Below are 25514 nucleotides of genomic sequence, written 5' to 3'. Positions count from 1 at the left end.
ACTGGTGCGCATGCGGTGAAGCGGGGTTGGCCGGCTGTACGGCCCAGGCCGGTCCAGCCCGAAGCTTGGCCGATATACCGAACGGCGACCGGGCCTTCGGGCGTAGGAATAATGGAGCGTTTGACGGAGTCCGGTCAACGCTTTGCGCGCAATATTTTCGGTTCAGTGCTCGAAAGTCTTTCGACATATCCCAACGCCTGCGGCGAGCAAGCGCCTTGACCTGCAGCGGGGCCTACCTGAGTCGCGCCGGCTGCCACGCTCGGTTCGACGGAGGGGCCACGCGCAGCTCTTCGGCGGGGCCGCGTTCTGGCGAACCACGAGTTTCGCGGCGCCCTCCAGGCCGAGCGGCGACACCCTCTCCCCGCGGCCCGAAACGGGGCAGGCGGCCCCTGCCAGTCCGCGGCAACGGGCAGAGCGGAAGGCCCGTGGCCGCGCCCACCGCCGGGGCGCCAGGTTGCTGTACCGGCGGCGGGCGACCGCAGCCCGCATGCGCGTGTGACCTCTGGGAGAGCCGCCCGGCCGGGGCGTGTCTCATCAACGACCCGGCAGGGAACGTGAACGCACTCGGTTCACTTGGGGCCCGGGAGGAGGCCCGTCGCGTGAGCTGGTGCGGTGTGCCTTACACGGGGGTGTTCTTGCTGGGCACGAAGGGTGCTCCGTGGCCGGGGACGATCAGGGCGGGCTTGAGGTCGAGGATCTTGCGGCGTGAGGCGCGCAGGCCCTCGCGGTCGTTGGAGGTGGGGTCGTCGGCGGGGCCGTTGACGGTCCACCAGACGTGGGTGAGGACGATGGTTCCTTCGTCGGTTTCTGCGACGGTGCTGATGTCCTGGGGCGTGTGGCCGGGGGTTTCCATCAGACGGATCGAGGGCGAGAGCTGGAAGCCGTCGGCGGGCCGGTCGTGCCAGAGGTCGTTTTCGTAGAAGGCCCAGACGTCGTGGGCGCGTGCGTGAGGGAAGAGGGCGGCGTTGAGGGTGTGGTCGGGGTGGTGGTGGCTGAAGACCACGTCGGTCACCTGCTCGGGGCTGAGTCCGGCGTCGGCGAGCGGGGCGAGAATGTCCTTGCGGTCGGCGACCATGCCGGGGTCGACGACGACGTTGGTGTCGCCGTCGCGCAGGAGGGCGACGGTGGAGGCGACGTGCCATGGCTTTTCGCGGCCGTCGCGGCCGGCGTTGCGTTCGTCGAAGCTGTCGTAGCCGGCGGTCAGCAGGGTGAATGTCGCTGTCATGGGTGGAGTACTCCTTGTGTGCGGTGGGGGAAACACCCGGCAGGGGCGCAGGTTGCGCATCCGCGCCGGGGGGGCTTTTGGTGGCGCCGGACGGCACGATCGGCTGGCGCCCGGTCGAGCGCCGGCGAGCCGATTGCCGGTGGCGTTGTGCCCGGCGCCAAAGGGCCGGTCGTCCGGTTGCGTGGTCAGCGTTTCCGGGCGGTGGCGAGGATGGCGGGCAGGACGGCGAGGGCGAGGGCGCCGCCGGCGATGGCCAGGAGGGAGTAGCCGGCTGCGGCGACCACGAGGCCGGAGGCCAGCCCGCCGGTGGCGCCGGCGATGGCGACGGCCACGTCGACCAGACCCTGGGTCTTGGCGCGGGTGGCCAGGGGCACGGCGTCGGTGATCAGGGTGGTGCCGCTGACCAGGCCGAAGTTCCAGCCCACGCCGAGCAGGATGAGGGCGAGAGCGAGCAGGGGTACGGAATCGCCGGGCGCGGTGGCGGCGAGGACGCCGGAGGCCAGGAGGGTGAGCCCGGCGGCTGTGGCGATGGCACTGCGCCCGTAGCGGTCGACCAGCCAGCCGGTCAGCGGCGAGGGCAGGTACATGGCGCCGACGTGCAGGCCGATGACGAGGCCGGAGGCGGCGGTGCCCTGGCCGTGGGCATGCATGTGGACGGGGGTCATCGTCATCACCGCGACCATGACGAGCTGGGTGAGGACCATAACCAGCACGCCCAGCGCCAGACCGGGGCGGCGACCCGTTGCCGCTGATGAGGGCTCGACCGCGGCCGCGGCGGCGCTGCCTGCCTCTGCCGCCTGCTGCTCGGAGTGCAGCGTGCGGGCGAGCAGGAGGGGGTCGGGGCGCAGCCACAGAAGCAGGACGAGGGCGGCGAGGGCGTAGGCGGTGCCGGAGACGAGGAAGAGGCCGGACAGGCGAGGGAGGCCGAGGACCGCGGCGAACTGGCCCGCGGGAGCGGCGAGGTTGGGGCCGGCGACGCCGCCGAGGGTGGTGGCGACCAGGACGGTGGAGACCGCGCGGGCGCGGCGGGAGGGGGCGGCGAGGTCAGCTCCGGCGTAGCGGGCCTGGAGGTTGGCGGCGGTGCCGGCACCGTAGAGGAACAGGGAGGGGAAGAGCAGGAGGGGGTTGTCGATGAGGGTGGCGGCGATGACTCCGGCGCTGCCGATGGCCCCGACGAGGTAGCCGGTGGCCAGCCCCGGGCGGCGGCCGCGTGCCTGGGATATGCGGCCGACGGCGACGGCGGCGAGCGCCGAGCCCGCGGTGAGCAGGGCGCTGGGCAGGCCGGCCAGGGCCGTACCGCCGAGCATGTCCTGCGACAGCAGAGCTCCGACGGTGACTCCTGCTGCCAGCCCGGCGCCGCTGAGGACCTGAGAGATCAGCAGGGCGGTCAGGATGCGCTTCTGCGGGGCGAGGGGCGGAGGCCCGGCGTCCGGTGCGGTGGTGGCTGGGGGTGTGATGGTGAAGCGTGCCGAGTGGCGGGACATGGTTTCTCCGGCGGGCAGGCCCGGGCAGGGGCGAAAGGCCAGGTGGTGGGGCCGCGCCGAGGTTGCGACGTGTCGCGGTGGACGGGCGGGGCGGCTGTCGGGGAAGCGGGGAGAGACAGGGTTTTCTCCGGCGCGCGGACCTGCTGGGTGTGGAGGCCCGCGCGAGCCGGGGCGACCGGGAACGGAGCTGCCGACCGGGCTGGAGCCGTGGGACCGGGTGCGGATCGGTGCGCGTTCAGCCGATCTGCAGGCGGTCGATCAGCCCGGCCTCGGTGAAGGCGGCTTCCAGCTCGTCGCGGCCCTCGGTGAAGTGGGCCCAGCTGTCGTAGTGGACGGGCACCACACGGCGGGCGCCGAGGAGCTGGGCGGCTTCGGCGGCCTGGGCGCTGTCCAGGACGATCAGCTCGCCGTCGAAGACGTCGGCGAAGCGCGGTGCGCCGGCGAAGAGGATGGCGGTGTCCACCGGGGCGAAGCGCTCGGCGATCTCCTTGACCGCGTCGAGGGAGGCGTTGTCGCCGCTGACGTACACGGTGGGCAGCCCCTCCCCGGTCAGGATGAAACCGACGACCTGGCCGGCGATCGGCTCGACCTCCTCGCGCGGGCCGGGGCCGTGGATGGCGGGAACGCCGGTGACGGTGATGGTGCCGCCGTCGGGGCGGTCGAGCTCGATGGACTCCCAGTCGGCCAGGCCCGTGGCCCTCTCCCCCAGGCGCTGTCCGCCGCCGGGGGTGGTGAGGGTGAGGGGGACATCTGCGAGCAGGGCCCGGCCGGAGGTGTCGAGGTTGTCGGCGTGCTCATCGTGCGAGAGGAGCACCACGTCGACGGTGCCGAGGCCGGCTGGGTCGCCGACGGAAGGGGCGGTCTTGGTCAGGACCACGCCGGGCGCCTGGTAGTCGCCGGGGGCGTCGAAGGTGGGGTCGGTCAGGAAGCGCAGTCCGCCGTACTCGAAGAGGGCGGTCGGGCCGCCGAAGACGCGGACCGGGAACTGGTCGGTCGCTGCAGAAGGAGAAGGCACAGGAATACACCTCACGGATGGACGAAAATTAACCGTGAGATGACAGTAGCCATTTCTCACGGACGAGCGCAAGCCGTACCATGAGAAGCATGAAGGAGTCCGTGACCGAAGAGCCCGCCCTGCCGCCCGCACAGGGGGAGGAAGAGCACCTCTCCCTCGCCCTGGCCAACAGTGCGATTGCCATGCCCGGCGGACACACCGTCGATCGACTGGGGACGCCTGCGCAGACCAACCACTGGCTGACACAGCGCGGCCTCGCACCGGTCGACGCCGGCATGCTGGACATGTGCGCGGCGCAGCTTCGCTCGCTGCGCGAACAGATCAGATCGCTGTTCGCCGCCCGCGCCGCCGGACTTCCCGCCCTCCCCGCCGCCGTCGCGGCCATCAACGACGCGATGACCCGCGTCCCCACCGCCCCGCTGCTGCAGTGGGACGACAAAAACGGCCCCTACCGCGCCACTCCCCACCCCACCACCGCGATCGTCGACCACGCCCTGGCAACCCTCGCCGCCGACGCCGCAGACCTGCTCACCGGCCCCGATGCCGAACGCCTCACCGCCTGCGGCTCCCCGCCCTGCAATCGCTACCTGCTCCGCCACGGCCGCCGCCACTGGTGCTCCACCCGCTGCGGCGACCGCGCCCGCGCCGCCCGCGCCTACGCCCGCCGCACCCGGACTGGGACGACATGACGAGACCTTCCGAGGCCGTTCCGTACAGGTGTATTGATCACGAGCGTTGTTGACAGTCACGGTTGTTGATCACGGAGAAGACCTCCGGACCTTCACGCTGCCGACAGGGTGAGCGGCGAAGCCGAAGCTATGGCCAGGGTCCAGCGCTGCCCATTGCCCGCCTGAACGCACACGCGATGACAATTGCCCACACCTGTGGACCAGTCGGACTCAGTCTCGCTCAGTGAGCTGATCGTCAGCGCGCTCGGCCGAGCTCCCCCAGACCATCGGCGAGGATCTCCACAAGCAGCCGGGCACAGCGCCCGTCCGGGTCAAGGTCGGGGTCGAACACGGTGACCTGTGCCCCGACGGCGCGTGGGGCGAGCACGGCGAGCAGGTCGGCAAGGTGCGCTGCGTCGATTCCGCCCGGAGAGGGGCTGTCGACCGCGGGCATGACCGCGGAGTCGAGGATGTCCACGTCCAGGTGCAGCCAGTAGCCGTCGAGTTCGGCTCGATCGACTTGCTCGCGAATGCGCTGCCCGGCATCGACGGCGCCGTCACGGATGATCTCGGAGGCGCGGATCGTCAAGCCCACCGTTTGGCTCACTTCGACCAGTTGCTCGTCCTCGTCGCGACACCCGGCGTGCGACACGTCCGCGGCGCGGAAGTACGGGCCGAGACCGTCGATGTCGGCAATCACGGGCCAGTGCCGGCCGATAGCGGCGGCAAGGTCTTCGCCGGCCAGAGAGGCGCACGTGGGGGAATTGCCCGGGTGGCGGAAGTCGGTGTGCCCGTCGAGGTGTACCAGGCCGAACCGGCCCGCCGCCCGCAGCGCCAGGCCGGCTCCGATCAGCAAGCTGCAATCTCCGCCGATGACCAGTGGAACGTCGCCGACTGTCCGTATCTCGGTGATACGCCCGGCCAACCGCCGCGCATGCTCGATGATCAAGCTTTGGTTTCGAAGCCGACCTGGCGAGGAGTCATCGGCATACCGGCCTGGCAGTACCACTCCGGCGTCGCGCGCGCCGAGCTCGGCGAAGCGCGCGAAAAGCCCCGCGTCGCGCAGCGCCTCCGGCGCCTTGGCGCAGCCGGGAACGGTCGTCGGCAGCGGCGGACGGAGGCCGAGATTGCTGGGTGCGGACACCAACGCGATCACTGCCCAACTATCCCACGGCGACGGTGGCATGGGCAGCGTGATGCGCGATATCCGCATCCTGCTCCTGTGAGGCGGACCGCCCCGATCGCCCGCATCAACCGGTGGGATGGCCAGGGGGCGCAGTGGTGCGTAAACCACGCTTTTGGCGCCTACCCCGATTTCTCCATGAGTACACTCGCGCACCATGCGTAAGGCCAGTCGGTACCCAAGACGGCAGAAAATACATGCTCATCAGCCATGCGCCGACGCTTCTGCGTGCGGCCCAGAGGCTCGAAGACACCCCGAGCGGGTCGCGGTGGTCGGCAGTTCGGCCTGGTCGTGAGGCGCCGCTCGAACCGGGGCCGGCATGCGCAGTCCCGTGACCCGCGCGGGCACTGGCTGCTGTTGATCCTCGTGCTGCCTGTGATGTTCGGTGCCCTGCTCTTCGAGGGCTGGACCACCCACGAGGTCGATGCCGCGAAGACCCGGCGCGACTGCACCACGCCCGTGCCGCGGGCCGTGGCCCAGGGCGGCCCGGTGGTGCGCATCAGCGGCGGGTCGGTGAAGTCCGCCGCGATGCCCGCCCGTACAGTGGCGCTCACCTACGACGGCGGGCCCGATCCCGTATGGACTCCGCGCCTGCTCGACCTGTTGCGCCGCCACCACGCACACGCCACCTTCTTCCTGCGCGGCGCCGAGGCGGCCGAACGCCCGGACCTGGTACGGCGGATACGCGCCGAGGGCCATGAGATCGGCTCGAACACCTACACCGGCGCCGCCATGGGCGAGGCATCGCCGCTGCGCGCCCATCTGGAGCTGTCGCTCACGCAGAAGGCGCTGGCCGGCTCCGCCGGCATCGACACCCGACTGCTGCGCATGCCGCTGACCACCGCGGTGGACACGATGTGCGGCCCCGAATGGCGGGCGGCACGTGACGCCGCCGCGCAGGGGTACACGCTGGTCGCCGCCGACCGGTGGTTCCGCAAGTCGGCACAGGGCGTGATCCGGCAGTACGCGCAGACCGGTACCGCGTACGAGGAGACGGAGAAGCTGCTGGGCAACCGGAATGTGAAGGAGTTCACCACTGTGACGGCCGGGGCCGGGCTGGCGCAGGCCGATCGGCCGGTCTCCGTCCTGGAACGGTGGCAGGGCACGGGCCTGATCTGGGCCAAGGCCCTCGGCCACACGTTTGTGAGCATCATGACCTGGGTCCTGGGGATCGCCGGCGCGCTGGGCGTGCTGCGGCTGGCGCTGCTCATCCTCTTCGCCCGTGCCCACGTCCGGCGTCTGACCCGGTTTCGCCCGGGCTCGCCCCGACTGCGGGAGATCACGGACCCGGTGACCGTTCTCGTGCCTGCCTACAACGAAGAGGCGGGCATCGAGTCGACCGTCCGGTCGCTGCTCGCCTCCTCTCACCGGCAGTTGCAGGTCATCGTCATCGATGACGGGTCGACGGACCGGACGGCGGACCTCGCCACGTGGATCGACGATCCCCGCGTGCAAGTGATCCGCCAGGCCAACGCGGGGAAGGCTGCCGCCCTCAACACGGGTCTGTCCCATGCGAGATGCGACATCGTGGTCATGGTCGATGCCGACACCGTCTTCGAGCCGGATGCCGTTCACCGGCTCATCCAGCCGCTCGCGCACGCGGCCGTGGGTGCGGTCAGTGGTAACACCAAGGTCGGCAACCGGCGCGGCCTGCTGGGCAGATGGCAGCACCTGGAGTATGTCTTCGGGTTCAACCTGGACCGCCGGATGTTCGAGGTGCTGGAGTGCATGCCGACGGTGCCCGGCGCCATCGGCGCCTTTCGCCGGGACGCGCTGATGGGCGTCGGCGGGGTCAGCGCGGACACCCTCGCCGAGGACACCGACCTCACCATGGCGCTGTGGGAGGCCGGTTGGCGGGTGGTCTACGAGGAGAGCGCCATCGCCTGGACCGAGGTGCCCACCTCGCTGCGCCAACTGTGGCGGCAGCGGTACCGCTGGTGTTTCGGCACGCTGCAGGCCATGTGGAAGCACCGCCGTGCGACGGTCGAGGTGGGCCCTGCCGGGCGGTTCGGCCGCCGCGGGCTGACTTATCTCACGCTCTTCCAGGTCGCCCTGCCACTGCTCGCGCCGGTGGTCGATGTGTTCGCGCTGTACGGGGCGCTCTTCCGCAGCCCCGTGCAGTCGGCCGGGGTGTGGCTGGCCTTCCTCGCCCTTCAGCTGGCCGTGGCGGGGTACGCGCTGCGGCTGGATGGGGAGCGGGTGCGGGCGCTCTGGTCGATGCCGTTCCAGCTCTTTGTCTACCGGCAGTTGATGTACCTGGTGGTCATTCAGTCCGTAGCGGCGTTCCTTCTCGGAACGCGGCTGAAGTGGCAGCGCATGCACCGCTCGGGCACCGCCGCTGAGCAGATCGGGCAGCCGGTCGCGTACGGAAGCCTTCCGTCGCGGTGACCGGGGACGTCCGGGGCCGAGCGTCCACTTGGCGCTCGGCCCCGGCGGCGGGCGTTCGCTATAGCACAACGGCGGCGCCATTCCGGGAAGATCTCCGGAAGATCGGGTGCGGAGCCTCTGGAGGTACACACTGCCCTCCATGAACGATCAGTTGTACGGGTGGCCCGACGGGAACCAGTACGTTGGCACTGCGGAGACGTACGTTGGCACTGCGGAGACGGCGCACGTCAGCACCGGGCAGGTGTGGCTTCAGGCCGAGTACGCGCCTGAGCCGTCCGCAAACCCGCAGCCCGTGCCGGTACTGAGCAGCCCTCAGTACGGGTCCGATCGCACTCCCAGGGCTCCCAGGGGAAGGTCCACCCCGGCCCGCCCCCGTCGGCGGCGCCGACTCGCGCGCACGGCGGTCCTCCTGGCCGGCGTGCTATTCCTGACGTCCTGCGGTACGTACATCTGGGCCGACACCAGTCTCCATCGCGACGTCGACCTCAGTAAGATCACCGATCGCCCACCGCAGGGCCGGGGAACCAACTACCTGATCGTGGGCTCCGACAGCCGTGCGGGCCTGACCGACCGGGCCAAGAAAGACCTGCACACCGGCGGTTCGGCCGACGCGGGCCGCCGCACCGACTCGATGATCCTCCTGCACACCGGCGCGCACGGCACCACGATGACGAGCCTGCCACGCGACTCGTGGGTGACCATCCCGCCCTACATCCGCCCCGATACGGGCAAGCACTACCGCGCGTCGAAGAACAAGCTCAACGCGGCGTTCTCGTTCGGCGGCCCCGACCTCCTCGTGCGGACCATCGAGCACAACACGGGTCTGCGCATCGACCACTACACGGAGATCGGCTTCGCGGGCTTCGTGGGCATCGTGGACGCGGTCGGCGGCGTACGGATGTGCGTGGACAGGGACATCAAGGACGAGAAGTCGGGGCTGGACCTGACGAAGGGGTGCCATACGCTCGACGGCCGCAGGGCCCTCGCGTTCGTCCGCCAGCGCCACCAGGAGGCCCAGGGCGATCTGGGGCGCAGCCAGAACCAGCAGAAGTTCCTGTCCGCGTTGGCCGACAAGACCGCCACGCCGGACACTCTCCTCAACCCGTCGAAGGTCTACCCGACCATGAGAGCGGGACTGCACACGCTCATCGTGGACAAGAACACGGACCTGCGGACCCTCACCGCACTGTTCGAGGCGATGCAGGGCGTGACGGCCGGCAACGGCAAGCGCCTCAATGTCCCCGTGTCCCCTCTCGGCTTCCGGACCTCCAAGGGCAGCGCCGTGAAGTGGAACCTGCCGCGGGCGAAGAAACTCTTCGGCGAGCTGCGGGACGACCGGCCGGTGTCCGTCGGCGGAGAGAGCTGAGACGACCGGCCGGCGGGCGTACCCGTCAGCAATCGACGTGGAACCGGCGCAGGACCCTCCGGCGGCTGGGCTCTCGTGGGCGCCCGGGGTCGGCCGCGACGCCCGGGATCCAAGGGGACGGCGCGACGAGCGCACCGGCAGAGCCGCGGTTGCCCATGTCACCCCCTCAGTAGAGTGACTAGGTGGTACATTGAAATGACCGACCCGGAGAGACAGGACCCGTCACGGCCTGCCGCGCGCCGGGGCGTCCTGCATGGGCGAGGTTCTGACCGCCCTACCCACTCCGCTTTCCGGTCCATGACATCCGGCCGCGATGCCGACGGCGAAAGGAACATCGATCACATGAGCACAGCAACCCACATACCGGGCACTCCCCGGCCCGACAAGCACGACCCGTCCACTCTCGCGTTCGCCACTCAGTCGGTGCACGTCGGCAACACCATTGACGAGGGCACCGGTGCGGTGCGGACACCGCTGGTGATGGCCAACTCCTACCTGCTGCCGGAGGACCCGTCCACCATGGACTGGTCCTCGGCCGAGGGACTGGTCTACACCCGCAACTCCGGTGCCAACCAGGTCTGTCTCCAGACCAAGCTCGCAGCTCTGGAGGGCGGCGAGGACGCGGTGGCGTTCGCCACCGGTGTGGCCGCGCTGCACAGTGTGTTCTTCACCCACCTGAAGTCCGGGGACCACGTGGTGGTCTCCAATGTGACCTACGACGCTGTCTATCGGCTCTTCGCCGAGCTGCTTCCGGAAAAGTACGGCATCGAGGCGACGCTCGTCGACATCAGCGACCTCGACGCGGTCCGCCGCGCCGTGCGCCCGAACACCAAGCTCGTCCACGCGGAGGCGATCGCCAACCCGACGACGACCGTGGCCGACATCGCCGCGCTCGCCGACATCGCGCATGATGCCGGTGCCCTGCTGTCGGTCGACTCCACCTGGACTCCCCCACCGTTCTACCGCCCGCTGCGCGATGGTGCCGATCTCGTCGTGCACTCGCTGACGAAGTACATCAACGGCCACGGTGACGCGATGGGCGGCGTCGTCATCGGCGCCCGTGACCTGGTGGACCCGATCCGCCACGAGGCCATGGTCGAGGTCGGCGGGGTGATCTCGCCGTTCAACGCCTGGATGATCATGCGGGGGTCCGTCACCCTGCCGCTGCGACTGCGGCAGCACTTCGCCTCTGCCGAGAAGATCGCGGCGTTGCTCGAAGCCGACCCCCGGATCGCTTACGTGGCCTACCCGGGCCTCCCCTCGCACCCGCAGCACGAGACCGCGCGCCGCCAGTTCGCCGGCGCCGGTTACGGCGCCATGATGGCCTTCGCCGTCGACGGGGACTCCGACGCGCAGAACCGCTTCGTCAGCAACCTGCGCGTCATCACCTCGGCCGTGTCACTCGGCCACGACGAATCCCTGATCGTGCATGTCGGCGGCAGCGGACGCGGTGGCATGGAGAACTACCCGGAGGACTTCAGGAAGTACGGGCACCTGCGGCTGTCCGTCGGCCTGGAGGACACGGACGATCTCCTCGCCGACATCCGCGCCGCCCTCGATGCGACCTTCCCGTCCTGACCGACCCACCTGTCGTCGCCCCGCCACTGCGGCAGCACTTCACGAAGGTGACCCGTGACGCCCACATGCCTCCTGCTCGACCTCGACGGCACCCTGGTGGACTCCGCCTCCGGCATCACCGCCGGCGTCGCCACCGCGCTCGCTGCGCTCGGTGTTCCCGTACCCGACGCGGACACGCTGCGCAGTTTCGTCGGCCCGCCCATGTACCAGACGTTCCGCGAGGTCATCGGCCTTGACGAGCCGACCGCCCAGCAGGCCCTGCGGCTCTACCGGGCGGACTATGCCGAGTACGGTGCCCTGGCCAGCACGGTGTACGACGGAGTTCTGGCCCTGCTGGAGGTTCTTGCCACGGCCGGTCTGCCCATGGCGGTGGCGACCTCGAAGATCGAGGACCAGGCTGTGCGGATCACCGAACACCACGGCCTCGCCCCCTACTTGGTGGCCGTGTGCGGGACCTCCGATGCGGAAGGCCGCCACACCAAACAGGACGTGATTCAGCACTGCCTGCAGGAGTGCCTCGTCTCCCCTCCCCGCTCCTGACGGGCTCCGGCCTGCAGTACCGGCCCCTGGCAGCGCCCGGCTGCCAGGGGCCTTCCTCACGAAGGGAACCCTCCACCGTGGACGCCATCGACGAGAAAATCATTGCCGAGCTGACCCGCAACGCCCGTATCCCGCACGCCGAGTTGGCTGCCCGGGTCCTGCTGTCACGCAACGCGGTGCGCCAGCGCATCGAGCGGCTGGAACGCCAGGGACACATCGCCGGATACACCATCGTCCGCCCCGGAGAGACCGCCGGGGCGGACGTCGTCTCCGCCCTGGTACTCGTCTACCGCCAGGACCGCATGCGCGGCGGCGACGTCCTGGCCGCGCTCAAACGCATCCCCGAGGTCGTCACCTGCGAAATCCTCAGCGGTGATTTCGACATCATGGTGCGGCTGGAAGCGGCGTCGCTGGAACGCGTACGGGGCATCTGGGAGGAGATCGCCCAGATGCCCGGCGTACGTGACACGGTCACGGCACTCACGCTGTCGCGGGTCGTCAACCGCCCGCGTGGATCAGCGAGTTCTGCGGAAGAGGAGTGAGCAACCGGGTTGCCCGCTCCCTGTCGAGCAGCCCGGCCCGGACCACGAGGTCAACGACGACTGCCCCACTGGCGAGAGCCTGCTCGGCGATCCCGCCGTGTCCGGCTCCAGTACTCCGATCTCCCTGTTGGCGCGGGCCGCGGCGCGCTTGACGGTGGCCGGCGCCCGTACCAGTGCCGGATGCGCGGACAGCGAAAGGCCGTCACCACGCGGTGTCCAGGTGATTCACGCAGACGACCTTGGGCTGGGTCATCTCCTCGAAGGCGAAACGCACGCCCTCGCGGCCCATGCTGCCGTACTTGAACCCGCCGAACGGCATCGCATCGAACCGGTAATCGGACGAGTCGTTGATCATCACTCCCCCGGCCTCCAGCAGCCGGGCCGCGGACAGCGCACGGTCCAGTCGCGAGGTGAAGATGCCCGCGTGCAGGCTGTAGTCGATGGCGTTGGCCTGCTCGATGGCGTCTTCGAAGGACTGGAACGGCTGCAGCACGACAACGGGGGCGAACGCTTCTTCCTGCCGGATCGAGCAGGTGGGCGGTACGTCTTCCAGGACCGTCGGGGTGTACAGCGAACCGTTCAGCTCATTGCCGCACAGCAGTACCGCTCCCTCGGCCACCGCGGCCTCGACCTTGCGCTGAGTGGCACGCCCGGCCGCCGCCGTGATCATGGGGCCGACATCGGTGTGCTCGCTGAGCGGGTCGCCGACGCGCAGCCCCTTCGTACGCGCGACGAACGCATCGCGGAAGGACTCGTACACCTCGCGGGCGATCAGGATGCGCTGCGTGCCGATGCAGTTCTGGCCCGCGGCCCAGAACGCCCCGGAGACGCACGACTCCACCGCCGGGTCCAGGTCCGCGTCGTCCATGACGATGACCGGGGCGTTGCCGCCGAGGTCCATGGCCAGCTTCTTCAGGCCGGCCGTGCGGGAGATGGCCTCCCCGGTGGCGAATCCGCCGGTGAGCGACACCATGCGTACATCGGGGGCCGAGACGATCGCGGCACCGAGGTCGGCACCGCCGTTGACGACCGTGACGATCTCCTCGGGCAGGCCGGCCTCGATGAGGGTGTCGACCAGTCGCAGCGCGGACAACGGCGTGTGGGCGGAGGGTTTGAGGATCACCGCGTTGCCGCCGGCGATGGCCGGGCCGAGTTTGTGGGCGACCAGGTTGAGCGGGTCGTTGAACGGGGTGATGGCGGCGATGATGCCCAGGGGTTCGCGGGTGAACCAGCCCTGCCGCTGCTCGGAGCCCTCGTACGCGTCGAAGGGGACGACCTCGCCGGCGTTGCGCCGGACCTCGGCCGCGGACAGCGTGAGGGTGTTGACCGCCCGGGCGACCTCCTTGCGGGCCTGGGTGATGGTCTTGCCGGCCTCGCTGACGATGAGCTGAGCGAAGGATTCGGCGCGCCGCTCGACCAGCCGGGCGGTGCGCTCCAGGACGGAGGTCCGGGTGGCACGGGACAGCGCGGCGGCGATGCGGCGGCCGCACCTGGCCCGCTGCAGGACGGTGCCGGTGGCGGTGGCATCGACGGTGCGGACGGAGGCGATGGCCTCGCCGGTGTAGGGGTTGTGCACGGGGGCCATGTCGGCGCCGAGCTGCTGGATGTGCGGGGCCGCGACGGTGTCAGCCACGGTGGGTCTCCTGAAGGACGGGGTACAGCGGGGCGGTGTCGTCGTCCGCGTGCCGGCCCTGGTGGATGGCGATGATGTCGGACAGCAGGGCGTACGCGGTCTCCATGCGGCCGGCGCCGGGTCCGGAGACCGTGACACTGCCGAGGAGGTCGGTGTGGAAGGTGACCGCGTTGAGCGGTCCGGAGATTCCCGCGAGCGGGTGGTGGGCGGGCAGCGCGAGGAGGGCCACACGGGCGTCGACGGTGCCGTCCGCCCGGAGGGTGGCCGAGCCGACCAGCTTCCAGTGCAGCCCCTTCGTTACGGCGTCCTGCACCTCCTGCGGCGTGACCGAGGAGATGCCTTCGCAGCAGACGTCCGCACGGCGCAGGTCGGCGCCGAGGATCTCGTTGGCCAGGATCAAGACCTTCAACTGGACGTCGTGGCCCTCGATGTCGGCGGTGGGGTCGGCTTCGGCGTAGCCCAGTTCCTGGGCTTCCGCGATGGCCGCCGGCAGCTCGATGCCTTCCTCGAGCCGGCCGAGGATGTAGTTCGAGGTGCCGTTCATGATGCCCTGGACGCCGGTGATCTCCAGCCCCGCGAGCAGGCGCTGGGCGGTGCGCAGGACGGGGGTGCCGCTGAGCACCGCGCCCTCGAACTCGAAGCCGATACCGCGCTGTTCGGCCAGCACTCTCAGTGCTCGGCCGGCGAGGGCGACCGGTCCCTTGTTGGTGGTGCACACGTGCTTCCCGGCCTCCAGGGCCCAGCGCACGTGGGAGAGAGCGGGCTCACCGTCGGTGGGGTTGGTGAACGTCGCCTCCACGACGATGTCGGCCGGGACTTCGCGAATCACCCACTCGCTGCGGGGGTCGGCATTCCCGCCGGTCAGGCCGGAGAAGTCGAGCTCGCCCGGTTCGGCCGCCAGCAGCGGGGCCAGGTCGATGCCGTCGGTGTCGACCAGCGAACCGGCCCGCAGGTCGGTGATCGCCACGACGCGCAGGGTGAAGCCCAGCTCCTCGGCGAGGCGGTCCCCGCGTTGGGATATGAGCTCGGCGAGCGCGCGGTTGACACCGCCGAACCCGATAAGGGCCAGGTCGTACCGGACCATGTAAACACTCCTTCGCAGTGCGCCACGCTCTTCGCGGCGCGACTGCTCAGAGCCTCGCTCTCCGCCCTGTCACCTGCGCCATGTCGCAACGACCACACGGCATGCCGATGTGCACGAGCCTGATGACGATTCGCACGCCGGTCCGGGTCACACCGATCCCACGATCGGCCGCCGAACACGCCTCGGGCCGGCTTGCCCGCCTCGGTCGGAGCCGAGGCGGGCAAGCCGGCACGTATGACGAAAGGAGGAGCTCGGTCCGTGCGGATCAGACCGAGGTCAGGCGCAGGATGATGACGCCGCCGATGATCGAGGCGAAGGACAGCAGCCGGGCGAGGGTGAGCTTCTCCTTGAAGAGAATGGCCCCCATGATGACGGTGCCGACGCCACCGATGCCGGTCCAGATGGTGTAGCCGACGGAGACATCGAGCCCGAGCAGGGCCAGGGAGAGGGTGTAGAGACCGCCGCCGGCCGCGAGCAGGGTCAGTACAGACGGCCACAGGCGGGTGAAGCCTCTGGTGGCGTTGGTGCCCAGCGCGAAGCAGATCTCGAAGACGATGGCGATGCCGAGGTAGACCCAGGTCATGGTGGCGGGTTCCTTCTGTCCGGGGCGGGCGGGGCGTCAGGCGACAGGCTGAGCGGTATCGGTGTGCGCTTCCGCGGCCTTCTTCTCGGCAACGCTGTCGCTGATCCGCAGGCTGGTGGCACCGCCGATGATCAGGACGAAGGCGATGACCTTCCACACGGTCATGGGCTCGTCGTAGATGAGCGTGCCGAAGACGACGGTGCCCACGCCGCCTATGCCGGACCAGACGGTGTAACCGACGCCGACGTCGATCGACTTGAGGGCCTGGGAGAGCATGAAGATGCCGCAGGCGGCGGCAGCCACGGTGAGCAGGGAAGGCCCCAGGCGGGTGAAGCCGACGGTGGCTTCGGTGGACAGCGCGAAGGTGATCTCGAAGAGCGAGGAGAACAGCAACCAGACCCAGCCGACGTTCGAGCTCTGGGAACGGTCCGTCCGTGTCGTCGACACAAAGCCTCCAAAGGCAGTGGTTCGTGCATGAGAGAACGCGCCCCGCTTCTCCGTACAGAGGCGTGCACCGAACAGGGTGCGACGGATGGACGGTCATCAGGGGGAAGCCGGCATGCCAACGGCTGTACACGGTGGTATCAGGCGGTGGCCTGGGGTTGCGCCGGGCTGAGGTACTGCACGGCGCTCGTTTCGGCGTGCGGGGTGAGCAGGCCCTGCAGCTCCTCCGCCGCGGTCTTCAGCAGGTGGCCGTCGCGGGTGGCCCGAAGGGTTTCGAGAACGAAGGTGACGCGGGTGGAGTCTTCGGTGACGCGGGTGCGATGGGCGTCGCGGTGGTTCCAGTGGCGGGTCAGGACGCCGGTGGTGTCGGCGTAGATGATCTCGCCGGGCTTCGGATTCTCCACGTTCTCGGGTTCGCCGAGCGGGGTGAACTCCTCGCTGCCGTCCGCGTACCGGATCTCGACGTCACCGGTGACCTGGTCCAGGTCGAAGGCACCGGCGGGCAGCCCGTGGCGGACCGAGACGGCGTTGTAGGAGTCGACGGCCGGGTTGATACGCGGCAGTGTCCCCTTCTTGGCCATCCGACGGCCGAGCGCGTCGACGCTGGGGCGGATGCGGCGCGGGTTGGTGCCGAAGGAGCGGTAGGCGGTGTGCCACGCCTCGATGCGCGGGTCGGTCTCGTCGGCAGGCTGCCAGGCGCCGTCGGCGAGCTGCCGCTCCAGGTCTGCCAGGGCGGCGGCGGTGTCCGGCCAGGATTCGTGGCCGCGCAGGCCGGTGGCGGTGACCAGGGCGATCAGGGTGTCGGGAAAGGCGTCTGCGACGGCGAAGGAAAGGATGAAGGCGGACATGCGGTTCCGTCTCCTCGGTGCGTGAGTGCGGGCGGGTGGTCGTGTCAGGGGTCCGCTCGTGTGCGGAGGCGGGGTCAGGGCTTCCAGGGGCCGATGCGGTCCAGGCGGCGGCGCTGCTGGCGCGCGGTCGGTACGTCGAGCCCCTGGCCTCGGTCAGTGAGCCGGTCGGCGACGGTGGCGCGATACTCGACGGGCTTGTGGTCGTCGTACTTGAACTTGGCCACCACGTCGGTGACTTCGAGACGCAGCCCGCGGATGCCGGGCAGCATCCGGCCGTACGGCGGCTGGTCAACGGCGACCGGGCCGTGGTCGCCGTCGGGCTGGAAGTGGGCGAGCTGGCGGCGCAGCAGTTCGGCCTTGGCCTCGGGGTCGTCGACGATGTGAGCACGGCAGGTGAACTGAACGGCCGCGTAGTAGCTGGTGGGCACGCCGTCGGTGGGCGGGACGTCGGGCTTGGCGCGCCAGGGGCCGGGGATGAAGGCGTAGTCGCCGATGACGGTGAAGGTGACGTTCGGGTCGTGCTCGATCGCCTGCCAGACCGGGTTGGGCCGGGCGAGGTGGACCAGGAGGTCGTTACCGTCGCTGGTGAAGTGCGTGGGGACGGTGCGGGGTGCCTGGCCGGGCAGGCCGTTGACACTGAGCTGGCCGAAGTCGTGGCCTTCGGCGATCCACGCCTGCCATTCGGCGTCGTCCAGGGCGGCGTCCCAGGGCTGGAGGAACATGCAAGTCTCCCTACGTGGTGGCTACGGGGCCGTTCAAGGCGGGGTGGGCTGCGAGCTGTTCAGGTCAGAGCGAGGAGGCTGACGGCGACGGCGGCGGTGCCCAGGCCGACGAGCTGTCCGCGGCGGACGCGTTCGGCGAGCACGCCGCGGGCGAGCAGCACCGTGCCGGCCGGGTAGAGAGCCGTGATCACGGCGACGACGGCGAGGTCACCGCTGCGGGAGGCGAGCAGGAACAGCAGGTTCGCCACCGAGTCCAGCACACCCGCGGCGGCCGAGATCCCGTACGCGGGCCGCTCGGAGCCCAGCCTGCGGTACATGAGCCCGGCCGCGGCCAGGGTCACCGCCGAGGAGACCGCCCTCCCGACGATCAGCGGGGCCACACCACTGTCGGACGGCGCCTGGTGCAGGAAGACCAACTGCAGGGCGATGGCGGCGCCCGCGCCGAAGGCCAGCAGCAGCGCCGTACGGGATGGGCGTTCCGAGCCCGCGCCGTGTCCGGCGCTGACCAGCACCACCGCGATCAGCGCCAGCGGCAGACCGACTACTCCCGCGACCGCCAGATGCTCGCCCTGCAGCAGGCCCACCGTCACCGGCAGCGCGGCGGAGACCAGCGCGGTCACGGGCGAGAGCACGTTCATCGGGCCGATCGCCAGCGTCTTGTACAGCAGCGCGAAGGCGGCCGCCGAGGCGATACCGGAGGCGGCACCCCAGCCGAGGGCGCCGGCGCTGAAGGAGGCGCCGAGCACCGGCCACAGCAGCAGTTCAACCGCCAGGCTGGCCGGTGCGGCGATCAGGACGGTACGCAGCACATGGGCCTTACGGGCGCCGAGGCCGCCGAGGAAGTCGGCGCAGCCATAGGCGAGGGAGCTGCCCAGGGCCAGCAGCAGAGCGATCACGGTACATGCCTTACTATCTATCGGGTCGACCAAATCGTACAACGAAACGACCACCCGAAGTCAAGTAAACGACCGCACGGTCATTACAGTGGTCCACTGAGGATGGTGATCCCATGGCCGAGACGACCGCAGCTCTGCGGACGGTCGCGCACAACGTCCGAGCGGCCCGCACTCGCGCAGGTCTGACCCTGGACGAGCTCAGCCGACGCGCCCAGGTCAGCAAGGGCGCCCTGGTGGCGCTGGAAAAGGCCCAGGGCAACCCCAACCTGGCCACGCTCGTACGCCTCGCCGACACCCTGGGTATCTCGGTGTCCGCCCTGATGCAGGGGCCGTCCGAAGGCCGGGTCCGGATCACGGACGCGGACGCCGTGGCGCCCCTGTGGACCGGCGAGCAGGGCAGCCAGGCCCGGCTGATGCTGACCACCTCCGGGGCCGCCCCCGTCGAGGTGTGGCGCTGGCAGCTGGAACCGGGCGAGGAGTACCCCAGCCACCCCCACCAGGCCGGAGTCATCGAAACACTCAGTGTTACCGCCGGCCGCATGATCCTGGACGTCGACGGCACCGAGCACACCGTCGAAGCCGGCCAGACCGCCACCTTTGACGGTGACGTCCCGCACACCTACCGCGGTGCCGGCGACGAGACCTGCCACCTGATCATGACGGTTCACCTCCCGCCCGGCCCCGCCCCCACCTCCTGACCGACACGGCACACGCACGCGGCCGCGAACGGCGTCAGCGCGGTGGGCCCCGGCGCCAGCCCAGGCCGTCGGCCCCGACGGTCACGGCAGACTCATCCAGCAGAGCGTCGGTGACGGGCTGGGGACGGCCGTCGGGGCCGAGCACCCCTGCTGTTGACACAGTCAGCCGCCCGGAAGTCCTCAGCACCACCCCAACGGTGCTGAGACCAAGGGCGGCCGACGTATCTCACGGACGCCGCTCGAGCAGCGCGCGAGCTGTTGCTGCCATGGCCTCGTCGACCATTTCCCCCTCGAATGTGACGGCGCCGGTACCTGTTGCCTGCGCTTCCTCAATGGTGGCGATCAGCCTTGCCGCGCGGTCGAGTTCGGCGTCGCCGGGTGTGAACACCTCGTTGAGGACGGGAACATGCGAGGGATGGATGGCCATCATGCCGGAGTATCCCAGCGCCCGGTTCTGCTCGGCGAAGGCACGCAGGCCGTCGAGATCGCCGATGCGGGTCCACAGTCCGGTCACCGGATGGGGGGTCCGTGCTGCCCGTACGTCGAGCAGGACACGGGCGCGCAGGGCGTGTGTCTCGCTGCCTTCAGGGCTCCAGCGGTAGCCGACGGCGCGTTCGACGTCGCCGCCCGCCCCGGTGACAGCGCCGAGATACGCCACGCGGTCGGCGGCTGCCGCGCAGCCGTGGGCATCGTGCAGGGCCTGGGCGCTTTCCAGTAGTGGCACGAGGGCGAAATGGCCCCGGTACAGCCCCTGTTCGCGCTCGCACCAGGCGAGGAGGCGGTCGGCGAAGCGTACGTCGTCGGGACCGGTCACTTTGGGGAGGACGATTCCGCTGAGTCCCGGGACGCAGATGTTGTGCAGTGTGTCGGCTGCCGTCCAGTTGTCGAGGGGGTTGATGCGCACGAACAGAGCCGGCCCTTCCTGGGTGTCGGCCTGCCGAGCGAGGGCCTGGTGCACCTGCTTGACGGCGGATGCCCGAGCCGACTCGGGCACGGCATCCTCCAGGTCGAGGATGACCGCGTCAGTGCCCACTGCGACGGCTTTGGGGAGCCAGTCTGCTGTCCTGTTGCCGGGCATGAAGAGGAGGGAGCGCAGGAGCGGACGCGGTGCCTGCGCAGGGGGTTGGGTGTGGGACTCAGATGGCACCGTTCTTCTCCAGGTCGGTGAGCTCGTCTTCGCCGAGGCCGAGCCACTGCCGGTAGACGAGGTCGTTGTCCTGGCCCAGGGCGGGGCCGGTGCGCCAGACAGCGCCGGGCTGTTGGCGGAAGTGGGGGATGACGGACTGCATGCGTACAGGGCCGAGGTCCGGGTCGTCGACCGTGACGATGTCCTCCCGCTCGGCGTAGACGGGGTCTTCGGCGATGTCGGCGGCGCTGAAGACCCGGGAGGCCACCACCTCGGCACGGGTGAATGCCTCGAGGCAGGCGGCGGCGGTGCGCTGGGCCACCCAGGCGCGCAGGCCGTCGTCCAGCCGGGCGCGCCCGGCGTGCTGTTGTGGGGCGGTGGCGAACTCGGCCTCGTCGAATCCGAGCAGTTTCGCGACGTTGCGTACGGACCGCAGCGTCGCCGATGTCACCGTGATCCACTCACCGTCCTTGGACTGGTAGGTGTTGATGACGGCTGCGGGGGCGACCGCGAGCTGGTTGCCGGAGCGCTCCGGTACCGTGCCGAGCTGGTCGTGGACGATGACCTGCCATTCGACGAGCCTGAACAGGGGCTCGAAGAGGGCGAGGTCGATCCATTCGCCGTCGAAGTCGGGATCGTGGTCACGGCGGTGCAGCGCGGCGAGGATCGCGTAGGCGCCCATGAGGCCGGTCACGGCGTCGCCGTGGGAGAAGCCGGTGTGGACCGGTGGGGTGTCGGGGAAGCCGGTCAGGTGCACCACGCCGCTGCGGGCCTCGCCGACCTTGCCGAATCCCGGCTCGTCGGCTCGGGAGGACGTTGCGCCGAAGCCGGAGATCTGCAGCAGTACGGCCTTGGGGTTGATGTCGTGCACGGACTCCCAGTCGAGCCCCCACGTGCGCAGTCGGCCATCGCGCAGGGTGACGATCACCACGTCCGCCCAGGCGACGAGACGCTGGGCGACCTGCCGTCCGGATTCCTGGTGCAGATCGAGGGTGACGGATCGTTTGTTGCGGCCGGCGACCTTGAACCAGAGCGGGTGACCGTCCTTGCGGGGGCCCATGGCCCGTGCCGCGTCCCCCGCGCCCGGCGGCTCGACATGGACCACGTCCGCACCTTGGTCGGCGAGCATGGAGCCCGCCAGCGGACCGGCCACCACGTGCGCGAACTCGACCACCTTGAGGCCCTGCAGCTGCCCTCGGCCGCCGGGTTCCTGATGCTTGAACGTCACTGTGCTCCCCAAACTCGCTTCGTTGCGGCGCCTGTCAGCCTGCCGATGCGCAGGCATGCTCGTCCAGCAAAGGAATGCGATGAATACTTGCGGTATTCGCATAAGTGGGGAGCAGTGGGGGTCAGACCCAGCGCACTCCGTGCGGCAGCCGGTGCCGGCGCGTGCGCGATTCCTGGAGCGTTTCCAGGAACCGGTCGGCCGCCAGGGGCAGCGGGCGACGCGCCCGCACGGCGATGTCCAGGCGCCGGTCGACCGTCGGCTCGGCAAGCGGGCGATGGACGACGGGCCCGGTGCCCAGAAGCGGCAGGACCAGCGCGGGCAGAGCGGTCACGCCGAGCCCGGCCGCCACGAGCCCGCCGACCGTTGCCACATTGCCCGCCTCTGCGGAGGGCGCCGACCGCGCGTCGATCTGGGCGAATGCCGCGTCGGTCAGGCGCCGCACGCTGGAGTCGCGTCCGACGGCGAGGAAGGGCTCACGAGCCAAGTCGTCCCAGGTGACGCCGGGCCGGTCGGCCAGCGGGTGTTCTTGTGGCAGGACCGCGACGAACCGGTCCCGCACCAGCGGCCGGTGCTCCAGCTGCCCGGAGGGCTCACCGGTGGTGATGGCGAAGTCCGCGTCGCCCGAGAGCACACGGCTGAGAACCGACTGCTCGAGGCCGTCCATGATCTGGACGGCCACCTGCGGCCGTTGCCGGCGGAAGTCCTTGATCACCTGGGGAAGCAGGACCGCGGCGACGGAGGGAAGGGTGGCCACGGTGACCGTTCCCGACTCGCCGAGGAGAAACCGCTTGAGCTCCTTCATCCCGGAGGAGTGGGCGTTGACGATCTGCTCGGCGATGCGCAGCGCCTCCACGCCCGCGGCGGTCAGCTCGACGTTGCGGGTGTCGCGTTCCATGAGCCGGGCGCCCAGCTGTCGCTCCAGATCCGCCACCGCGCGGCTGAGTGAGGACTGGGACACGTTCAGCCGGGTCGCGGCCGCAGTGAAGCTGCCCGCTCGGGCCACGGCCGCATAGGCCGACAGTTGGCGCAGGGTGCTTTCCATGCCGAGCGACCCTAATTGATGCGGAGAAGGCATGGATAGATCTCGGTTTGATGCTGGACTCCGTTCCACTGTCGCTCCGAGACTCATCCGCAGCGCGGAACCACCAGGAGTGCTTTTGCGCCAGGAGCCGATGCCGAGAAGGCGGACGAGAAGGTGAGCGACAACCATGCTGGCAGCCCTGGGGTTCTCCACTATTGGCCTGTTCCTGCTGCTGACCATGACGAAGCGGGTCTCCGTCCTGGTGGCGTTGGTCCTGCTGCCGGTGCTGGCGGCTTTGGCCGGCGGCTTCGCCGGCGACATGGGCGACATGATCCTCGAAGGGCTCGGCACGGTGGCCCCGACCGGCATCATGATCGCCTTCGCGGTCCTGTACTTCTCCTTGATGGTGGATGCCGGGCTCTTCGACCCGTTGATCAACCGGATCCTCAGAGCCGCCCGCAATGATCCGGCCCGCATCGCCGTCGGGACCGCCGTCCTGACGATGTGCGTGGCGCTCGACGGAGACGGCGCCTCGACCTTCCTCATCACCGTCTCGGCACTCCTGCCCGTCTACAAACGACTGGGCATGAGCCCCTTGGTGCTGTCCGGCGTCGTGTGTCTGGGCGCGGGCGTCATGAACATGGTTCCGTGGGGCGGCCCGACGGTGCGCGCCATGACAGCGCTGAAGCTGGACAGCTCACAGGTTTTCACCCCGGTCCTGCCGGCGATGGGCTGCGGGATCGTCTGGGTGCTGCTCGCCTCGTACTGGATCGGTCGCCGCGAGCGTCGCCGCCTGGCTGCAACGGTGGCAGCCCAAGCCCCGCAGCAGGCACAGAACGACACGGCCACGGACACGCAGCGCACCGCGGCGCGTGCGGCGGGAGACGGCCCCGGCACACCGCTGGTGACCCGGGCAGCGCGCCCTTCCCTCTTGCTGACCGCGTTCAACGCGACGCTCACCGTCGTACTGATCGTGGCACTCGTGGCGGAGGTCATGCCACTGCCGGTGCTCTTCGCGCTGGCCTTTACCCTCGCCCTGTTCGTCAACCACCCCACCTGGGAGGGGCAGCAGGAGCTCTTGGAGAAGCACGCGAAGAGCGTGGTGCTGGTCACCACGATGATCTTCGCCGCGGGCGTGTTCACCGGCGTTCTCACCGGCACCAAGATGATCTCCGAGATGGCCGAGGCACTGGTCTCCGTCGTGCCCGACTCCCTGGGCGCGCATCTGGCACCCATCGTGGCCGTCACCGGCATGCCCCTGAGTCTGGCCTTCACCCCGGACGCCTACTACTTCGGCGTCCTGCCGGTCCTCTCCCACACAGCGACCGGATTCGGTGCCGACCAGGCAGAGGTCGCCCGAGCCGCCATCCTCGGCCAGATGACCACCGGGTTCCCGCTCAGCCCCCTCACTGCCTCCACCTTCATTCTCGTCAGCATGAGCGGCGTGCAACTCGGCGAGCATCAGCGCTTCATCTTCCGCTGGGCCCTCGGCACGACCGTGGTCATGACCGCCGCCGCACTGCTGACCGGCGCCATCTCGTTGTGAACCACCACCACCGCAAGGAGATTCGGAACATGCAGGTTCCCCCGGACGGCACACAGCGCCCCCGCCCCATGACGCGCCGCACACTGTGCACACTCGGTGCGGCCACCGCGATCACCGCGGCGCTCGCCCCCGCCCTGCCCGCTGCCGCAGCAGCCGGCAAGGAGGCCCCGCTCACGCTCGCCGACCCGTTCTTCTCCTACAGCCGGCCCGCCCTGTACGGCGTGGCGCGTGAAGACGTACGCGTACCACTGCGGGACGGCAGCTACCTGGCCGCCCAGCTGTACCGGCCTGCGCGCTCCGACGGCAAGCCGGCCACCGGCCGCTTCCCCGGCATCATCTACGAGTACACGGCCTACGCGGGCAACCTGGAGGTCTTCGGCAGCGCTACCGCCTTCTATGTCAGCCGGGGATACAACGCGCTGGTGTGCCAGGTCCGCGGATCCGGGGCGTCCCCCGGCACCGTGGACCCCTTCAGCCCACAAGAACAGCGCGACAACTACGACGCCATTGAATGGCTGGCCGGGCATCCCGCCTCCACCGGCCGGATCGGCCAGATGGGCCAGAGCTACGGCGGACACACGAGCCTGCTCGCCGCCGTGAACCAGCCGCCGCACCTGAAGGCGATCATCCCTACCAACGGCCTCAGCGACTGGTACGAGAACACCATCTACCGGGGCGGCATCTACTCGGCCCGCATCCGGGACTGGCAGAAGTCCACGGCCCCGGACACGCTTCGGACCTATGCGGAGCACCCGCTCTACGACGACTTCTGGCGCGGGCGCAGCGTCATGAACCGCTGGGACCGGCTGACCATCCCCACCCTGGAGATCAACGGCTGGTACGACCGCTATCGCGACGGCATGGTCAAGAACTATCTAACCCGGCCTCGCAACGTGTGGATGGTGTCCGGCCCCTGGGACCACGGCAACCCCCAGGGCCTGTACGCCGGCATCGGCCTGGGCGCGTATCTGGCCTGGTGGGACAGGTGGCTGGCCGGGGACCGGCACGCTCCCCTGCCGACCGCGCGCATCACCTCCTATGAGATCCCCGGTCCTGGGGCGGGCACCGGCTGGCACCAGTTCGACCAGTGGCCGCCCCGCGGCGCCCACGCCCTGACGCTGTCCCTGCGCAAGGACTCCACACTGCGCACCGCCGCCGGCCCCGGCTCGACGGCGGCGTTCGACGTCAACACGGGAACCGAGGCACCTGCGAGCCACCAACAACTCGGCTTCTCCACCGGGACGTTGCGTCGCGATCTGGTCCTGGCCGGAAGCGCCACCCTTTCCCTTCGTGCCGCGTTCACCGCCACCGACGGCAACATCGCCGCAGTCCTCTACGACCGGGCACCCGACGGCACGACTTCCCGCATCACCGCGGGCTGGCTCAAGGCCGCCCACCGCCGCGGTCACACGGCGTTGGCCCCTGTGACGCCGGGCGCCTACCACGACATGGACGTACACATCTGGCCCACGCACTATCGCGTCGCGGCCGGCCATCAACTCGTCCTGCGTGTGTCGAGCGACGACTACCCGGAGATCGACTCCGACGTACCGGCGGGCCGCGTCACACTGCGCGTCGGCAGCAGCGGAGCGGCCCTGCGACTGACCGTGCGGCCGTAGCCCTCTGCCCTTCGGCATCACGACGGGGCCGCGATGCCGCGCGCCCGGAGAACCGTGCCCGGCCCGTCCCGCGTCCT

At 69.9% G+C, this 25514-nt stretch carries 23 protein-coding genes; 9 read left to right on the top strand and 14 right to left on the bottom strand.

What is annotated here, in order from left to right; all coding sequences use genetic code 11:
- Positions 1-619 precede the first annotated feature (619 nt).
- The 3 genes from IG84_RS0108585 to IG84_RS0108575 all read right to left on the bottom strand — a co-directional run bounded on the left by IG84_RS0108585 (position 620) and on the right by IG84_RS0108575 (position 3724).
- A complete protein-coding gene (locus tag IG84_RS0108585; protein WP_031053398.1) occupies positions 620-1225 on the bottom strand; it encodes an MBL fold metallo-hydrolase in 606 nt (201 codons plus the stop codon).
- A gap of 185 nt (positions 1226-1410) precedes the next feature.
- Positions 1411-2709 carry an MFS transporter gene (locus IG84_RS0108580; protein WP_031053395.1) on the bottom strand — a complete coding sequence of 433 codons (1299 nt, stop codon included), beginning with the start codon at positions 2707-2709 and terminating at the stop codon, positions 1411-1413.
- Positions 2710-2944: 235 nt separating this feature from the next.
- Complete coding sequence (locus tag IG84_RS0108575) at positions 2945-3724, bottom strand: MBL fold metallo-hydrolase (RefSeq protein WP_031053393.1); 780 nt, start codon at positions 3722-3724, stop codon at positions 2945-2947.
- Between the two features lie 89 nt (positions 3725-3813).
- Here IG84_RS0108575 and IG84_RS0108570 point away from each other — a divergent pair, with 89 nt between their 5' ends.
- Positions 3814-4413: a CGNR zinc finger domain-containing protein gene (locus tag IG84_RS0108570; RefSeq protein ID WP_031053391.1), complete on the top strand. Its 600-nt coding sequence runs from the start codon at positions 3814-3816 to the stop codon at positions 4411-4413.
- 235 nt (positions 4414-4648) lie between these two features.
- On the opposite strand, the gene IG84_RS0108565 is transcribed toward IG84_RS0108570, so the two are convergent.
- Positions 4649-5548, bottom strand: a complete 900-nt coding sequence (locus IG84_RS0108565) for an arginase family protein (RefSeq protein ID WP_031053388.1) — start codon at positions 5546-5548, stop codon at positions 4649-4651.
- A 318-nt stretch (positions 5549-5866) separates the two neighbouring features.
- On the opposite strand from IG84_RS0108565, the gene IG84_RS0108560 reads away from it, so the two are divergent.
- The 5 genes from IG84_RS0108560 (at position 5867) to IG84_RS0108540 (ending at position 11989) form a co-directional block, all read left to right on the top strand.
- A complete protein-coding gene (locus IG84_RS0108560) occupies positions 5867-7963 on the top strand; it encodes a bifunctional polysaccharide deacetylase/glycosyltransferase family 2 protein (protein ID WP_031053386.1) in 2097 nt (698 codons plus the stop codon).
- A 139-nt stretch (positions 7964-8102) separates the two neighbouring features.
- Complete coding sequence (locus tag IG84_RS0108555; RefSeq protein ID WP_031053383.1) at positions 8103-9329, top strand: LCP family protein; 1227 nt, start codon at positions 8103-8105, stop codon at positions 9327-9329.
- Positions 9330-9671: 342 nt separating this feature from the next.
- Entirely contained in the window at positions 9672-10907 is a 1236-nt protein-coding gene (locus IG84_RS0108550; RefSeq protein ID WP_031053380.1) for a trans-sulfuration enzyme family protein, read from the top strand.
- A 54-nt stretch (positions 10908-10961) separates the two neighbouring features.
- Positions 10962-11447: an HAD hydrolase-like protein gene (locus IG84_RS0108545; protein ID WP_051861518.1), complete on the top strand. Its 486-nt coding sequence runs from the start codon at positions 10962-10964 to the stop codon at positions 11445-11447.
- Positions 11448-11524: 77 nt separating this feature from the next.
- Positions 11525-11989: an Lrp/AsnC family transcriptional regulator gene (locus IG84_RS0108540; protein WP_031053375.1), complete on the top strand. Its 465-nt coding sequence runs from the start codon at positions 11525-11527 to the stop codon at positions 11987-11989.
- A 202-nt stretch (positions 11990-12191) separates the two neighbouring features.
- Here IG84_RS0108540 and IG84_RS0108535 read toward each other — a convergent pair whose 3' ends face one another.
- The 7 genes from IG84_RS0108535 to IG84_RS0108505 form a co-directional block, all read right to left on the bottom strand.
- The gene (locus IG84_RS0108535; protein ID WP_031053373.1) at positions 12192-13622 is read right to left on the bottom strand and encodes an aldehyde dehydrogenase family protein; all 1431 of its coding nucleotides are present in this window, start codon (positions 13620-13622) and stop codon (positions 12192-12194) included.
- A complete protein-coding gene (locus IG84_RS0108530) occupies positions 13615-14706 on the bottom strand; it encodes a homoserine dehydrogenase (protein WP_031053369.1) in 1092 nt (363 codons plus the stop codon). Before IG84_RS0108530 ends, IG84_RS0108535 begins: the two co-directional genes overlap by 8 nt.
- Positions 14707-14971: 265 nt before the next feature.
- On the bottom strand, positions 14972-15289 hold the full coding sequence (locus IG84_RS0108525; RefSeq protein WP_031053366.1) for a DMT family transporter: 318 nt from the start codon (positions 15287-15289) through the stop codon (positions 14972-14974).
- 36 nt (positions 15290-15325) lie between these two features.
- The gene (locus tag IG84_RS0108520) at positions 15326-15736 is read right to left on the bottom strand and encodes a DMT family transporter (protein ID WP_051861517.1); all 411 of its coding nucleotides are present in this window, start codon (positions 15734-15736) and stop codon (positions 15326-15328) included.
- A gap of 137 nt (positions 15737-15873) precedes the next feature.
- On the bottom strand, positions 15874-16581 hold the full coding sequence (locus tag IG84_RS0108515) for a B3/B4 domain-containing protein (RefSeq protein WP_031053358.1): 708 nt from the start codon (positions 16579-16581) through the stop codon (positions 15874-15876).
- Positions 16582-16655: 74 nt separating this feature from the next.
- Complete coding sequence (locus IG84_RS0108510; protein ID WP_031053356.1) at positions 16656-17303, bottom strand: FMN-binding negative transcriptional regulator; 648 nt, start codon at positions 17301-17303, stop codon at positions 16656-16658.
- Positions 17304-17362: 59 nt separating this feature from the next.
- A complete protein-coding gene (locus IG84_RS0108505; protein WP_031053353.1) occupies positions 17363-18199 on the bottom strand; it encodes an EamA family transporter in 837 nt (278 codons plus the stop codon).
- A gap of 113 nt (positions 18200-18312) precedes the next feature.
- Here IG84_RS0108505 and IG84_RS0108500 point away from each other — a divergent pair, with 113 nt between their 5' ends.
- Positions 18313-18897 (top strand): helix-turn-helix domain-containing protein, encoded by a 585-nt coding sequence (locus IG84_RS0108500; protein WP_031053350.1) that lies wholly within the window; start codon positions 18313-18315, stop codon positions 18895-18897.
- A 226-nt stretch (positions 18898-19123) separates the two neighbouring features.
- Here the strand turns inward: IG84_RS0108500 and IG84_RS0108495 are convergent, their stop codons facing one another.
- The 3 genes from IG84_RS0108495 to IG84_RS0108485 all read right to left on the bottom strand — a co-directional run bounded on the left by IG84_RS0108495 (position 19124) and on the right by IG84_RS0108485 (position 22293).
- Entirely contained in the window at positions 19124-20044 is a 921-nt protein-coding gene (locus tag IG84_RS0108495) for an HpcH/HpaI aldolase/citrate lyase family protein (RefSeq protein ID WP_031053348.1), read from the bottom strand.
- On the bottom strand, positions 20034-21251 hold the full coding sequence (locus IG84_RS0108490) for a CaiB/BaiF CoA transferase family protein (RefSeq protein ID WP_031053346.1): 1218 nt from the start codon (positions 21249-21251) through the stop codon (positions 20034-20036). The genes IG84_RS0108495 and IG84_RS0108490 overlap by 11 nt, the downstream gene beginning before the upstream one ends.
- 121 nt (positions 21252-21372) lie before the next feature.
- Complete coding sequence (locus IG84_RS0108485) at positions 21373-22293, bottom strand: LysR family transcriptional regulator (protein ID WP_031053344.1); 921 nt, start codon at positions 22291-22293, stop codon at positions 21373-21375.
- A gap of 166 nt (positions 22294-22459) precedes the next feature.
- Between IG84_RS0108485 and IG84_RS0108480 the strand changes: the two genes are divergently transcribed.
- Complete coding sequence (locus IG84_RS0108480; protein WP_031053341.1) at positions 22460-23818, top strand: CitMHS family transporter; 1359 nt, start codon at positions 22460-22462, stop codon at positions 23816-23818.
- Positions 23819-23847: 29 nt separating this feature from the next.
- Positions 23848-25437: a CocE/NonD family hydrolase gene (locus IG84_RS0108475; RefSeq protein WP_078648687.1), complete on the top strand. Its 1590-nt coding sequence runs from the start codon at positions 23848-23850 to the stop codon at positions 25435-25437.
- Positions 25438-25514: the final 77 nt, after the last annotated feature.

The organism is Streptomyces ochraceiscleroticus (assembly GCF_000720485.1).
Lineage (GTDB): Bacteria > Actinomycetota > Actinomycetes > Streptomycetales > Streptomycetaceae > Streptomyces > Streptomyces ochraceiscleroticus.
This window is presented reverse-complemented; position numbering and strand designations above follow the sequence as displayed.

What these genes read in the sequence shown, in the direction of transcription:
- IG84_RS0108570 (WP_031053391.1), top strand. Translation starts at nt 3,814, where the DNA reads ATGAAGGAGTCCGTGACCGAAGAGCCCGCCCTGCCGCCCGCACAGGGG.
- IG84_RS0108480 (WP_031053341.1), top strand. Translation starts at nt 22,460, where the DNA reads ATGCTGGCAGCCCTGGGGTTCTCCACTATTGGCCTGTTCCTGCTGCTG.
- IG84_RS0108525 (WP_031053366.1), bottom strand. Translation starts at nt 15,289, where the DNA reads ATGACCTGGGTCTACCTCGGCATCGCCATCGTCTTCGAGATCTGCTTC.
- IG84_RS0108475 (WP_078648687.1), top strand. Translation starts at nt 23,848, where the DNA reads ATGCAGGTTCCCCCGGACGGCACACAGCGCCCCCGCCCCATGACGCGC.
- IG84_RS0108515 (WP_031053358.1), bottom strand. Translation starts at nt 16,581, where the DNA reads ATGTCCGCCTTCATCCTTTCCTTCGCCGTCGCAGACGCCTTTCCCGAC.
- IG84_RS0108585 (WP_031053398.1), bottom strand. Translation starts at nt 1,225, where the DNA reads ATGACAGCGACATTCACCCTGCTGACCGCCGGCTACGACAGCTTCGAC.
- IG84_RS0108555 (WP_031053383.1), top strand. Translation starts at nt 8,103, where the DNA reads ATGAACGATCAGTTGTACGGGTGGCCCGACGGGAACCAGTACGTTGGC.
- IG84_RS0108510 (WP_031053356.1), bottom strand. Translation starts at nt 17,303, where the DNA reads ATGTTCCTCCAGCCCTGGGACGCCGCCCTGGACGACGCCGAATGGCAG.
- IG84_RS0108500 (WP_031053350.1), top strand. Translation starts at nt 18,313, where the DNA reads ATGGCCGAGACGACCGCAGCTCTGCGGACGGTCGCGCACAACGTCCGA.
- IG84_RS0108580 (WP_031053395.1), bottom strand. Translation starts at nt 2,709, where the DNA reads ATGTCCCGCCACTCGGCACGCTTCACCATCACACCCCCAGCCACCACC.
- IG84_RS0108485 (WP_031053344.1), bottom strand. Translation starts at nt 22,293, where the DNA reads ATGGAAAGCACCCTGCGCCAACTGTCGGCCTATGCGGCCGTGGCCCGA.
- IG84_RS0108550 (WP_031053380.1), top strand. Translation starts at nt 9,672, where the DNA reads ATGAGCACAGCAACCCACATACCGGGCACTCCCCGGCCCGACAAGCAC.
- IG84_RS0108530 (WP_031053369.1), bottom strand. Translation starts at nt 14,706, where the DNA reads ATGGTCCGGTACGACCTGGCCCTTATCGGGTTCGGCGGTGTCAACCGC.